General features: G+C 75.3%; 12 protein-coding genes. 6 read left to right on the top strand and 6 right to left on the bottom strand.

Annotated features, from left to right (window positions below):
* On the bottom strand, positions 1–1780 hold a 1780-nt coding region (gene aspS / locus ACFWEK_RS01550), incomplete at its 3' end, for an aspartate--tRNA ligase (RefSeq protein WP_430545443.1).
* A gap of 116 nt (positions 1781–1896) precedes the next feature.
* Between aspS and ACFWEK_RS01545 the strand changes: the two genes are divergently transcribed.
* Both ACFWEK_RS01545 and ACFWEK_RS01540 read left to right on the top strand, forming a co-directional pair.
* A complete protein-coding gene (locus tag ACFWEK_RS01545) occupies positions 1897–2370 on the top strand; it encodes a PPOX class F420-dependent oxidoreductase (protein WP_430552852.1) in 474 nt (157 codons plus the stop codon).
* A gap of 54 nt (positions 2371–2424) precedes the next feature.
* Entirely contained in the window at positions 2425–2784 is a 360-nt protein-coding gene (locus ACFWEK_RS01540; protein ID WP_430545441.1) for a DoxX family protein, read from the top strand.
* A 31-nt stretch (positions 2785–2815) separates the two neighbouring features.
* On the opposite strand, the gene ACFWEK_RS01535 is transcribed toward ACFWEK_RS01540, so the two are convergent.
* The 3 genes from ACFWEK_RS01535 to ACFWEK_RS01525 all read right to left on the bottom strand — a co-directional run bounded on the left by ACFWEK_RS01535 (position 2816) and on the right by ACFWEK_RS01525 (position 5740).
* A complete protein-coding gene (locus ACFWEK_RS01535; RefSeq protein WP_430552851.1) occupies positions 2816–3943 on the bottom strand; it encodes an Rv2578c family radical SAM protein in 1128 nt (375 codons plus the stop codon).
* A gap of 48 nt (positions 3944–3991) precedes the next feature.
* On the bottom strand, positions 3992–5062 hold the full coding sequence (locus tag ACFWEK_RS01530) for a hypothetical protein (protein ID WP_430552850.1): 1071 nt from the start codon (positions 5060–5062) through the stop codon (positions 3992–3994).
* Positions 5063–5125: 63 nt separating this feature from the next.
* Positions 5126–5740: a hypothetical protein gene (locus tag ACFWEK_RS01525; RefSeq protein ID WP_430545438.1), complete on the bottom strand. Its 615-nt coding sequence runs from the start codon at positions 5738–5740 to the stop codon at positions 5126–5128.
* 191 nt (positions 5741–5931) lie between these two features.
* On the opposite strand from ACFWEK_RS01525, the gene ACFWEK_RS01520 reads away from it, so the two are divergent.
* Entirely contained in the window at positions 5932–6318 is a 387-nt protein-coding gene (locus ACFWEK_RS01520) for a VOC family protein (protein ID WP_430552849.1), read from the top strand.
* Between the two features lie 3 nt (positions 6319–6321).
* Here the strand turns inward: ACFWEK_RS01520 and hisS are convergent, their stop codons facing one another.
* Both hisS and ACFWEK_RS01510 read right to left on the bottom strand, forming a co-directional pair.
* Entirely contained in the window at positions 6322–7737 is a 1416-nt protein-coding gene (gene hisS / locus ACFWEK_RS01515; RefSeq protein WP_430552848.1) for a histidine--tRNA ligase, read from the bottom strand.
* Positions 7738–7811: 74 nt separating this feature from the next.
* Entirely contained in the window at positions 7812–8561 is a 750-nt protein-coding gene (locus tag ACFWEK_RS01510) for an MBL fold metallo-hydrolase (protein ID WP_430545435.1), read from the bottom strand.
* A 139-nt stretch (positions 8562–8700) separates the two neighbouring features.
* Between ACFWEK_RS01510 and ACFWEK_RS01505 the strand changes: the two genes are divergently transcribed.
* The 3 genes from ACFWEK_RS01505 (at position 8701) to ACFWEK_RS01495 (ending at position 12029) form a co-directional block, all read left to right on the top strand.
* Positions 8701–9486 carry a peptidylprolyl isomerase gene (locus ACFWEK_RS01505; RefSeq protein ID WP_430552847.1) on the top strand — a complete coding sequence of 262 codons (786 nt, stop codon included), beginning with the start codon at positions 8701–8703 and terminating at the stop codon, positions 9484–9486.
* Positions 9483–11231, top strand: coding sequence for a DUF349 domain-containing protein (locus ACFWEK_RS01500; RefSeq protein ID WP_430552846.1), 1749 nt, complete (start codon positions 9483–9485; stop codon positions 11229–11231). Before ACFWEK_RS01505 ends, ACFWEK_RS01500 begins: the two co-directional genes overlap by 4 nt.
* A 111-nt stretch (positions 11232–11342) precedes the next feature.
* The gene (locus tag ACFWEK_RS01495) at positions 11343–12029 is read left to right on the top strand and encodes a hypothetical protein (protein ID WP_430545432.1); all 687 of its coding nucleotides are present in this window, start codon (positions 11343–11345) and stop codon (positions 12027–12029) included.
* Positions 12030–12038: the final 9 nt, after the last annotated feature.

Here is a 12038-nt window from a genome sequence, read left to right as displayed (position 1 = left end):
ACTCCTCGTCGGCCTGGGGGACGGCGTCCACCCCGGCCTCCTTGCGCTGCTCCGGCGTGATCGGGGCGGGAGCCTCGGTGAGGGGGTCGTAGCCGCCGCCCGACTTCGGGAACGCGATGACGTCGCGGATCGACGCCGACCTCGTCAGCAGCGCGACGATGCGGTCCCAGCCGAACGCGATGCCGCCGTGCGGCGGGGCGCCGAACTTGAAGGCGTCGAGGAGGAAGCCGAACTTCTCCTGCGCCTCCTCGGGGCCGATGCCCATGACGTCGAACACGCGCTCCTGCACGTCGCGGCGGTGGATTCGGATCGAGCCGCCGCCGATCTCGTTGCCGTTGCAGACGATGTCGTAGGCGTAGGCGAGCGCGTTGCCCGGGTCGGACTCGAAGCTGTCGACCCACTCCGGCTTGGGCGACGTGAACGCGTGGTGCACGGCGGTCCAGGCGGAATGGCCGAGCGCCACGTCACCCTCGTCGGCGGCATCTCCTGTCGGCTTGAACAGCGGCGCGTCCACGACCCACACGAACGCCCAGGCGTCCTCGTCGACCTGCCCCGTGCGGTGCGCGATCTCGAGGCGGGCGGCGCCCAGGAGCGCGCGCGCCTCGGCGGTCTTGCCGGCCGCGAAGAACACGGCGTCGCCCGGCTGGGCGCCGGTGGCGGCGGCGAGGCCGTCACGCTCGGCGTCGGACAGGTTCTTGGCGACCGGGCCGCCCAGCGTGCCGTCCTCGCCGTAGGTGACGTACGCGAGGCCCTTGGCCCCGCGCTGCTTGGCCCACTCCTGCCAGGCGTCGAACTGGCGGCGCGGCTGCGACGCGCCCCCGGTCATGACGACGGCACCCACGTACTCGGCCTGGAAGACCCGGAACGGGGTCTCGGCGAAGTAGTCCGTCAGCTCGACCAGCGGGTTGCCGAAGCGCAGGTCGGGCTTGTCCGTGCCGTACAGGCGCATGGCCTCGGCGTAGGTCATGCGGGCGATCGGCGTGGGGATCTCGACGTCGATCAGCTTCCACAGGGCGGCGAGGACCTGCTCGGCGAGCGCGATGACGTCGTCCTGGTCGACGAAGCTCAGCTCGACGTCCAGCTGCGTGAACTCCGGCTGGCGGTCGGCGCGGAAGTCCTCGTCGCGGTAGCAGCGGGCGATCTGGTAGTAGCGCTCCAGCCCGCCGACCATGAGCAGCTGCTTGAACAACTGGGGGCTCTGCGGCAGCGCGTACCAGGAGCCGGGCGCCAGACGCGCGGGCACCAGGAAGTCGCGCGCACCCTCGGGCGTGGACCGGGTCAGCGTGGGCGTCTCGACCTCGACGAAGTCGTGCTCGTCGAGCACGCGGCGGGCCGCCTGGTTCGCCTTGGCGCGCAGCCGCAGGGCGTGCGCCGGCGCGGGGCGGCGGATGTCGAGGTAGCGGTGCTTGAGGCGCGCCTCCTCGCCGATCACCTCGGTGTCCGCGAGCGCCGTCGACACCTGGAACGGCAGCGGCGCGGACTCGTTGAGCACGACGACGTCCTTGGCCACGAGCTCGATCTCGCCGGTGGCGAGGTTCGGGTTGGCGTTGCCCTCGGGGCGGCGACCGACCTCGCCAGTGACCTGGAGGACGAACTCGGAGCGGAGCGGGTGCGCCACCGCCTCGTCGCGGATGACGACCTGGGCGATGCCGGACGCGTCGCGCAGGTCGATGAAGGCCACTCCCCCGTGATCCCGGCGCCGATCGACCCACCCCGTGAGGGTGACGGTCTGACCGATGTGCTCGGCCCGCAGTGAGCCGGCCGTGTGGGTGCGGAGCACGGAGTGTTCCTTTCGAACGGGGTGGGGGACCGCGTCGCCGGTGGCGACGTCCGGGCGCGCTGGCGCGCCCGTGCGAGTCTAGTCGGTGGCCGGCCCCCTTCTGCGAGGAGATTCCCATGGCACCACGGATCGCCACCACGACCGCCGTCGACCGCGACGGGCTGCTGGAGGTGCTGCGGGAGCGTCGGCACGGCGTGCTCGTCACCACCCGGCGGGACGGCTCGCCGCAGCTGAGCCCGGTGACGTTCGGCGTGGACGCGGCCGGCCGGGTGGTGGTCTCGACGTACCCGGACCGCGCGAAGGCCGTGAACCTGCGGCGGGACCCGCGGGCGTCGTTCCTGGCCCTCGGCGACGACTTCGACGACGCCTGGGTGCAGGTGGACGGCGCGGCCGAGGTGATCGACGTGCCCGACTCGGTGGAGCCGCTGGTCGAGTACTACCGGGCCGCCGCGGGCAAGGAGCACCCCGACTGGGACGAGTACCGGGAGGCGATGCTGCGCCAGGGCAAGAGCGTCGTGCGGATCACGGTCGAGCGGTGGGGCCCCGTCGCGACCGGCGGGTTCCCCGCCCGGCTGGTCGAGGGCGCCTGAGAGCCTGGTCACACCCACGGCACGGCCCGCCCGGCGGGCCGTAGCGTCGACCCCATGGCGACGTTGCCCGATCCCGTCTGGCCCGTGCTCGTGCTCGCGTTCGTCTCCGCGGGCGACGCGCTCCTGTGCGTGAAGCCGGTGGCGTTCATCGCGCAGTGCTTCCGGGACGTGAACTTCCCGGAGCGCTGGTGGTGGGTGATGCCGTGGATCAAGGCCGCCGCCGCGGCCGGGCTCGTCGCGGGGATCTGGATCCCCTACCTCGGGCTCGTGACCGTCGTCTGCCTGGTCGTGTACTTCGTGCTCGCCCTGACGTTCCACGTCCGGGCGCGGGACTTCGGCCGCAACTTCTTCGTCAACGCCACGGGCATGTTCCTGATGTGCCTGTTCGTGCTGTGGTTCTCGTTCCTGCGCTGAGCCCCACTGTGCCTCGGAAGAGCACCAGGCCTCAGAAGAGCACCTGCTCGACGCCCGTGCCGGCCACCTGGAGGCCGCCGCCGTCGCGCGGCATCCCTGCGAGCGCCCCGGCCGGGTAGTCGCCCTCGTCGTGCGGCGTGAGGTCGTCCGGGAACCTCCCCGTGGCGCCCGACCGCGAGCGGTGCCCGGACGAGCGGAAGCCGCGCTCGGTGAGGAGCGGCTCGACCCGGTCCCACAGCCACTGCCGGTAGGCCTCGAGCGCGTAGGTCCCGCGGGCGTACACGCGCCCGTAGCCGGCGACGGCGCGCGGGTGCTCACGCTCCAGCCACTGCAGGTACCACTCGCGGGTGCCGGGCTTGAGGTGCAGCGGCACCACGGTGACTCCCGTGGCTCCGGCGTCCGCGACGGCGTCCAGCAGGCGGCGCAGGTGGTCACGGGAGTCGGTCAGCCAGGGCAGCACCGGGGCCACCATGACGCCGCAGGGCAGACCCGCCGCCCGCACCGCGCGGATCAGGTCGAGGCGCGCGCGGGGTGTCGGCGTCCCCGGCTCGACCGACTGCTGCAGCTCCTCGTCGGCGGGCGAGTCGGCGAAGCCGAGGGAGACCCCGAGCCCGACCTCCACGCGCTGCGCCGCCTCGGCGATCAACGGCAGGTCCCGACGCAGGAGCGTGCCCTTGGTGAGGATCGAGAACGGCGTGCCCGAGTCAGCGAGCGCCCCGATGATGCCGGGCATGAGGCGGTACCGCCCCTCGGCCCGCTGGTACGGGTCGGTGTTGGTGCCCATCGCCACCGGCTCCCGCGTCCACGACGGCCGGGCAAGCTCGGCACGCAGCACCTCGGCCACGTTCGTCTTCACCACGACCTGGGAGTCGAAGTCCCGACCGGCGTCGAGATCGAGGTATTCGTGAGTCGGGCGGGCGAAACAGTAGGTGCATGCATGACTGCATCCCCGGTACGGGTTGACGGTCCACCCGAACGGCATCTTCGATGCGGCGGGCACCCTCGACAGCGCGCTCTTCGCGAGCACCTCGTGGAACGTGACGTCGGCGAACTCCGGCGTCCGCACCGTGCGCACCAGGCCGAGCCGCCCCAGGGCCGAGCGTTCGAGCCCGGGCAGGGCGCCGTCGTCCGCGCCGACGGTCTGACCATCCCATCTCACGCCATCATTCGAACAGACGTTCGACTCGTTGTCCAGCCCCGCCCGGCGTCAGCGGCGGAGCCGCGCGAGCGCCCGGCGGCCGCGCTCCCGCCACGGCAGCGGGCGCCGCCCGAGCTCCGCGAGCAGCACCGCGACCGTGTCCAGGGCGGCCGCGGTCACCTCGCGCGGGCGGGGCTTGTCGGGGTCGGCCCAGTCGTCGCCGGGCGGGACGGGCAGCAGGTCGGCCAGGTCGCCGTGCACGGTCACGTGCCGGTCGCGCAGCCAGGCGACCCAGGTCTCGCTGAGCCCCGCCACCCACGGGTGGTCGTCAGGCCCCAGCGCGATGGGGGTCGAACGCCGCGGCGCGAGCGCGTCCCCGGCGACGATGCCGTCGACGAGCGGCGACAGGGCGCCGCCACGCCGCACCTCGTCCCCGAGCCGGCGGTTGAGGCCGCGCAGCACCTGCGCCTCGGGCGCCCCGACCGAGGCGTTCGACCGCTCGGCGTCCCGCGGCGCCCAGGCGGGGTCGACCTCGACGGCCTCCAGGAAGCGGAGCCAGAGCGCGTCCCCCGCGCCGCCCGGCGGCGGCGCCGTCACCACGTGGACCCGCGACGCGGGGAGGTCCGCGGCCCACACGGTCAGCACGTGGGTCGGGTCCACGGAGTCCAGGAACGCGGACCGCCCCGCCCTGACCCGGTCGAGGTAGGCGCGCAGCGTCGTCCTCGCGCCGAACTTCAGCGTCTCCTGCCATCCGCTCGCGAGCTCGCGCGCCAGGTCGCGGACGGTGAGCACCACGTGGACCTCGGCGCGGGTCGCGGCCAGGTCCGCGAGCACCCGGGCCGCCTGGTCCCGGTCCGCCCTCGCCAGCAGCTCGTGGCTGAGGACGACGTCGCCCCGCGCCCGTCGCACCTGGCCCACCAGGCGGTCCCATGCGCCGCGCAACCGCCGTGGGTCGATGCCGTGGCGCGCCCCCGTGGCGTCCAGCGCCGCCCAGTAGTGCACCCGCGGCTCGCCCAGCGGCCCGCTGGGGTACAGCACCCCGTGCCGGCGCAGGTCGTGGCGGTTCGCGTGGAGACGTGACTGCAGGTAGGTGGTGCCGGACTTGGGCGCGCCCACGTGCAGGAAGACTCGGCTCGGCATGGGCCCAGCGTCGCACGACGCCCTGTGCGAGCCCTGGACGGCGGCCGCCCGGGGCGCGGCCGGTCACAGCGCCAGCGAGACCCCCGACCGCGACGTGGCGAACAGCCCGTCCGTGCCCTGGAGCGTGAGCGCCGGGACCGGCGCCGCGGCGAGGTCCGACGGCCGGTAGCGCTTGAGGTCCCCGCGGTAGACGACGGTGCCGGGCACGTCCAGCAGCGTCTGCGGTCGCACCTTCCAGCGCGGGACGCCCAGGTCGCACACCCCCGCGTCGCGCAGCACGTGGTAGACGAACTCGGAGCAGAAGAACCGCCGGTCGTCCTCGGACCCGCGTCCGAGCAGCCCGGTCACGAGGCCGGGGGCGTTGTAGGCGTAGGTGTGGCTGTCGAGGAGGAACTCCGCGACGCGCGCCCCCACGGCGTCCCGCTGGCGGGACGTCACGGGGACCTCGAGGACGACGCCCGGCAGCCGGTCCATCCCCCGGTACAGGTCGTCGTCGAGACGCTCGCGCTTGAAGCAGCCGACGAACGGGTTGGACGCGCGGCGGCGCCCGAAGCTGAACATGAGCTCGAGGTCGGCGTCGAGGGCCAGGGCCGCGTGCGTGTACTCGTCCCGCGTCGCGAGGCGGATCGTCCGCGACAGGACGGTGCTGCTGCGGGACAGGACCACGTAGATGCTCACGGCGGTCACCGTACCGTCCCCCGGGCGCCGTCCGGCCAGGTCAGCGGCGAGATCAGGGTGAATCTCAGGGGCGCCTCAGGGTCTTCGGGGGACAACCCCCGCGGGATGGCCCCCGATCAGTTCCGACCGCCCGCGGGGTCCACCCCTCAGGCCGGTCCCCGCCGGCCGCTTCCCGACCCGAGGAGACCCCCGTGTTCACCGTGCAGCGCGGCTTCAGCAGCTTCTCCGTCGACGACCTCGACGCCGTCGAGTCGTTCTACCGGGACGTCGTGGGGCTCCGCGTGCACCGCACGTCCATGGGGCTCGAGCTGGACGTCACCGGCGGCAGCGCCGTCTTCGTCTATCCGAAGGGCGAGGCCCACGAGCCCGCGAGCCACACCGTGCTCAACCTCGTCGTGCCCGACGTCGCCGCCGCGGCGGCGGACCTGCACGCCGCCGGCGTGGACCTGGTGCGCTACCCGGGGTTCGCCCAGGACGCCGACGGCGTCGTACGCAGCGACGACCCGCGCCAGGGCCCGACCATCGGCTGGTTCCGGGACCCGGCGCGCAACGTCGTCGCGCTCATCGAGGAGGCCTGAGGCTCACTCCGCCGCGGGCACGACCCGCGGGAAGAGGTCCTCCGCCGGCGGCTGCCACGTCGCGGCGTCCGCGTCCACCTGCTCCCCCGAGCGGATGTCCTTCACCTCTCCGGACAGGACGGCGGGCTCGGTGCCGTCCTCCCCCGGCTGCGCCGGGAACCACACGAACGGGATGCCGCGGCGGTCGGCCACCTTGATCTGCTTGCCGAACTTCGCCGCCGACGGCGCGACGTCGGCGGGGACACCGCGGGCGCGCAGGGCCGTCGCGACCGCGTCGGACCTGTCCCGGTGCGCCTCGTCCGTGACGGCGACCAGCACGGCCGTGGGCACGCCGCGCGTCGCGGCGACCAGCCCCGCGGACAGGAGCCGCGAGACCAGGCGGGAGACGCCGATCGACAGGCCGACGCCCGGGTACGTGTTCTTGCCGTCGGAGGCGAGGGTGTCGTAGCGCCCGCCCGAGCAGATCGAGCCGAGCTGCTCGTGCCCCACCAGCACCGTCTCGTAGACCGACCCGGTGTAGTAGTCGAGGCCCCGCGCGATCTTCAGGTCCGCGACGACGACGCCGGGCGCGCGGCGTGCGGCCGCCTCGATCAGTGCGGCGAGCTCGCCCAGCCCCGTCTCGAGCAGCTCCGTGCCCGCGTCGTAGGACGCCGCGAGCGCCCGGACCCGGCCCACCACGGTCGAGTCCGCCCCCGAGATCGCGGCGAGCTCGAGGCACGCCTTGGCCTGCTCGGGCGTGGCGCCCTGCTCCACCTGCAGCAGCTCCGCGACGGCGTCCGGCCCGACCTTGTCGAGCTTGTCGACCTGGCGCAGCACGCCCTCGACGTCGTCGAGCCCCAGGCCGCGGTAGAAGCCCTCCGCGACCTTGCGGTTGTTCACGAGGATGCGGACCTCGGGCACGCCGACGTCGCGCAGCGCGCCGAGCGCCTCGGCCATGACGAGCGGGAGCTCGACCTCGTAGTGGTAGGGCAGCTCGCCCGCGCCGACGACGTCGATGTCGGCCTGGACGAACTCGCGGAAGCGGCCGTCCTGGGGGCGCTCGCCCCGCCAGACCTTCTGGATCTGGTAGCGCTTGAACGGGAAGGCGAGCCGGCCGGCGTTCTCCAGCACGTAGCGCGCGAACGGGACGGTGAGGTCGAAGTGGAGGCCGAGCTGCTTCTCGGCCGCCGCACCCCTGTCGCCCCGCGACGCCGCGTCGTCGCCGGCCTGCTCCTCCTGCAGCCGGCGCAGCACGTAGACCTCCTTGGAGGTCTCGCCCTTGCGCAGCAGCTGGTCGAGCGGCTCCACCGCCCGCGTCTCGATGCCGGCGAACCCGTGCAGCTCGAACGTCCGCCGCAGCGTGTCGAGGACGTGCTGCTCGACGACGCGACCGTCGGGGAGCCATTCGGGGAAGCCGGAGAGCGGGGTGGGGCGTGCCATGGGCCTCATCTTCCCAGACGCCGGGGCCGTCTCGGGACCCGTCCCACCGCCGGAGACGGGGCGGGCGGGACGGATCAGCGCAGGTGCGGGCGCAGGAAGGGGTTCGTCGCCAGCTCACGGCCGACGGTGGTGGTCGGGCCGTGGCCGGGCACGACGCCCAGCTCCGGGTCGAGCGCGCCCACGACGTCGCGCAGCGTGCGTGCCATGGTGGCGGCGTCGCCGCCCGGCAGGTCGGTGCGCCCGACCCCGCCCGCGAAGAGCACGTCGCCCGCGAGGACGACGCCGTCGCCGCCGTCGTGGTCGCCGTCCCGGACGACGAGGAGCGTCGAGCCCTCCGTGTGCCCCGGCGCGTGCAGCGTGCGCAGGCGCACCGCCCCCGCGGCGAGCGCCCCCTCGCCGTCGGGTCCGAGGTCGAGCGGCTCGACGACGGCCGGCGCGCGGTAGTCCTCGGCCCGCCGGCCCGTGGCCGCGAGCGCCTGCGCGAGGGCGCCGCTCACCCCAGGGTCGCCGCCGTCGCGCACCGCGGCGAGGCCCAGCGTGCCGAACGGGTCGGCCAGGCGGTAGGCGTCCGCGGGATGGATGCGGAACGGCACGTCGTACCGCTCGCAGAGCGCCGCGGCGTCCCAGGTGTGGTCGACGTGCCCGTGCGTCGCGACGACGGCGCGCGGGACCAGGCCGCGCTCGGCGACCAGGCGCTCGACGTCGGGGGCGACGCCCGCCCCGGCGTCCACGACCACGCAGTCGGCGTCCCGGCCCTCTGCGCCGGCGACCACGACGCTGCAGTTGGTGGCGAAGACGGGCGCGACGACGAGGAGGATCTGCACCGCGCCACCGTAGCCGCCACGGCCCGGCCCGGGGTCGCCGCGGCCGTAGCGGATGTGACCTGCGTCCCGGCCTCTAGACTGTCCCCCGCGCGCGGGAGTTCCCGTGCGGCCACCGGGACGAGGCGAGGAGGACCGCGCGTTGGCGGCCACCAAGCGCGAGCGGGAGTACGCCCGCAAGCGGCAGGAACAGTGGGAGCGGCGGCAGGCGCAGGCACGCGCCCGGCGGCAGCGGACGTTCGCGATCGTGGCGATCGTGGCGGTGCTCGCCCTGGTGGGCGGCGGGTTCGTCGTCGCGAACCTGGGCGGCGCCGCGAACCCCGCAGCGTCGTCGACGCCGCAGGCCGCGGGTGACTGCCCCGCGGCGGAGGTCGGCGCCCGCGACGGCGGGGACCTGGCCGACCCTTCGGCCGCCGAGGACCGCACGTGGACCGCGACCGTCGACCTGTGCGCGGGCGGCACGCAGACGGACCTCGTCCTCGAGCTGGACGGCGCCGCAGCCCCGCAGGCCGTCGCGAGCTTCGTGTCGCTCGCGGACCAGGGCTACTACGACGGCACCCCCTGCCACCGCCTCACCACCCAGGGCATCTACGTCCTGCAGTGCGGCGACCCCACGGGGACCGGGACCGGTGACCCCGGCTACTCGTACGGCCCGATCGAGAACGCCCCGAAGGACGACGTCTACCCCGCCGGGACCATCGCGATGGCCCGCCGCGGCAACGACGGCGAGTCGATGGGCTCGCAGTTCTTCATCGTGTACCAGGATTCGACCATCCCGTCCGACACCGCGGGCGGGTACACGGTGCTCGGCACCGTCACGTCCGGCCTGGACGCCGTCCAGGCAGTCGCTGACGAGGGCGTCGACGGAGGGGCCGGCGACGGCTCCCCCGCGACCCCCGTCATCATCGAAGGAGTGGAGACCCAGTGAGCGAGAGCACCCCCGGCTCGACCGGCCCCGAGGAGACCCCGGCCGGCACCGAGGAGACGGCCGAGACTCCATCGCAGACGACCCCGGACGAGGCGACCCCGCCGGCTCCCGCGGCGGACCCGCAGCCCGCCGCGGGCGAGACCACGGACACGGCTCCCCCGGCCGAGCCCGCGCAGGAGGCCCCGGAGCCCGAGACCGCGGAGCAGGCTCCTGCCGCCGAGGCCGCCGAGACGACCCCCGTGGCCGAGTCGACCGAGACCACGGGGGCGACCGAGCCGGCCGCTGAGCCCGAGGCCGTCGAGCCGACCCCCGCCCCGGCGACTCCCGCGGCGCCGAAGCCGTCCGCCGTGCCGAAGCCGCCCCGCCCGGGCGCGCCTAAGCCGTCGGCGCTGCGCCGCCCGGCCGCGCCCACTCCCGCCGACGTGCCGCCGGCCGAGCCCACGACCCCGGCGGCGCCGGTCGTCCCCCCGGCGCTGGACGCGGCCGCGGCGTCCGCCGCGGAGGCGTTCGGTCGGGTGGACGACGACGGCACGGTGTTCGTGCGGGAGGCCGCCGGCGAGCGCCAGGTGGGCCAGTTCCCCGGCGTGGACGCCACGGAGGCGATGAGCCTCTATGTGCGGCGCTACCTGGACCTCGACGCCAAGGTCGCGCCGTTCGAGACCCGGCTGGACAGCGCCGACCTGTCGGTGCGCGAGATCGACCAGACCCTCGCGAAGCTCGCGGAGGAGACGGGTGAGCCCGCCGCCGTCGGCGACCTGGACGCCCTGCGGGCCCGCGTGGAGGGCCTCAAGGCACGCGCGGCGGAGCGCCGGGCCGCGCTCGAGCAGGAGCGTGCGGCCGCCAAGGCCGAGGCCGTCGCCGCCCGCACCGCGATCGTCGAGGCCGCGGAGAAGATCGCCGCCACCGACCCCGCCAAGATGCAGTGGCGCCCGGCCGGCGAGGAGCTGCGGGGCCTCCTGGACCGGTGGAAGGAGGCGCAGCGCAGCGGGCCGCGCATCGACCGCCCCTCGGAGGAGGCCCTCTGGAAGCGGTTCAGCCACGCGCGCACCGCGTTCGACCGGGAGCGGCGGCACTTCTTCGCCGACCTCGAGCAGCGCAACTCGGCGGCCAAGGCGGCCAAGGAGCAGCTGGTCGCCGAGGCGGAGTCCCTGCAGACCAGCACCGACTGGGGGGCGACCGCCGCTGCCTACCGCGACCTCATGGCGCAGTGGAAGGCCGCGGGGCGGGCCAGCCGCAAGGACGACGACGCGCTCTGGGCCCGGTTCCGGGCGGCGCAGGACGCGTTCTTCGGCGCCCGCGACGCCGAGAACGCGGCGATCGACGCCGAGTACGGGCAGAACCTCGAGGTCAAGGAGGCGCTGCTCGCCGAGGCCGAGGCCCTCCTGCCCGTCAAGGACCTTGCTGCGGCGAAGGAGAAGCTGCGCGACCTCCAGGACCGCTGGGAGGAGGCCGGCAAGGTGCCGCGCGGGGACATCCAGCGCGTCGAGGCCCGCATGCGCGCGGTCGAGACGGCCGTCCGGGGTGCCGAGCAGGCTCGCTGGGACCGCACCAACCCCGAGACCCGCGCGCGGGCCGAGGGTGCCGCGGCACAGCTCGAGGCCGCCATCGAGGGGCTCGAGCGCGATCTCGCGGAGGCGCGCGAGTCGGGCGACGCGCGGCGCGTCGAGGAGGCCGAGACGGCGCTCGCCGCGCGGCGCGCCTGGCTCGAGCAGGTCGTCCGCGCCGCGGAGGACACCCGCGGCTGACGGCGCACGGCCGCCGGCCTGACCGGGTGGGCGGCCCGACCGGACGTCGCGTGCGCGCGACGATCCACAGGCGGTCCCCGACGGGGCTCACGACCGGATAGTTTCCGCGTCGTGAGCCCCTTCGTCGTCCTCCCCGCGCCGCCCGGCCCGCCCGCGGGCGACCGCCTCCGGTCCCCGGCCGCTCCGCGGCGGCTCGGCGACCTGCTCGCGGCGCCAGGACGTCCGTCCGGTCCCCTAGTGCGCCCTGCGGACGTCGGCGGGCGGGCGGCGTGGGACGTCCTCGTGCGCGACGGCTCCCTCGAGGCGGTGCGGGACGACGCGGCCGTCGTCGCCGGCACGACCGTGACCCCCGTGCTGCGGGCCGTGCTGCTGGCCGGGTCGCTGCCCGCGGGGGCCGTGGCCGCCGGGCGCACGGCGGCGTGGGTGCACGCCGGCGGGCGGGCGGGCACCCGGTCCGCCGAGCACCTCGACGTCGCCTACGCGGCCGGCGGGCACCGGCCCGAGCTCTGGGGAGCGGGGCTCGTGTGGCAGGCGCCGATGCTGCGCGGCGACGTCGTCGAGCTGGCCGGGGTGCGGGTGACCGCGCCGCTGCGGACGGTCGTCGACGTGGCGGTGCACGTGCCGGGCGAGGAGGACGCGGCCCGCCTCGCCCGCGACGTCGCGGACTCCTGCGGCCTCGCGCTCCCCGACGCGGCCGCGCTGCTGGAGCGCCGTGCCCGCGTCGTCGGGCGCCCGCGTGCCCGCCGCGTGCTGGCCCGTGCCGCCGCCCTCCGTGCGGCACCCGCCGCCCTGCCCTAGGTTGAGCCG

This window comes from Isoptericola sp. NPDC060257 (assembly GCF_042726645.1).
GTDB lineage: Bacteria > Actinomycetota > Actinomycetes > Actinomycetales > Cellulomonadaceae > Isoptericola > Isoptericola nanjingensis.
The sequence above is the reverse complement of the archived record's forward strand: the minus strand, read 5'-3'. Positions and strand labels throughout refer to the sequence as shown.

Bases quoted from the DNA above. Each gene is read 5' to 3' on its own strand.
- ACFWEK_RS01545 (WP_430552852.1), top strand. From the start codon at position 1,897: ATGGCACCACGGATCGCCACCACGACCGCCGTCGACCGCGACGGGCTG.
- ACFWEK_RS01540 (WP_430545441.1), top strand. From the start codon at position 2,425: ATGGCGACGTTGCCCGATCCCGTCTGGCCCGTGCTCGTGCTCGCGTTC.
- ACFWEK_RS01530 (WP_430552850.1), bottom strand. From the start codon at position 5,062: ATGCCGAGCCGAGTCTTCCTGCACGTGGGCGCGCCCAAGTCCGGCACC.
- hisS (WP_430552848.1), bottom strand. From the start codon at position 7,737: ATGGCACGCCCCACCCCGCTCTCCGGCTTCCCCGAATGGCTCCCCGAC.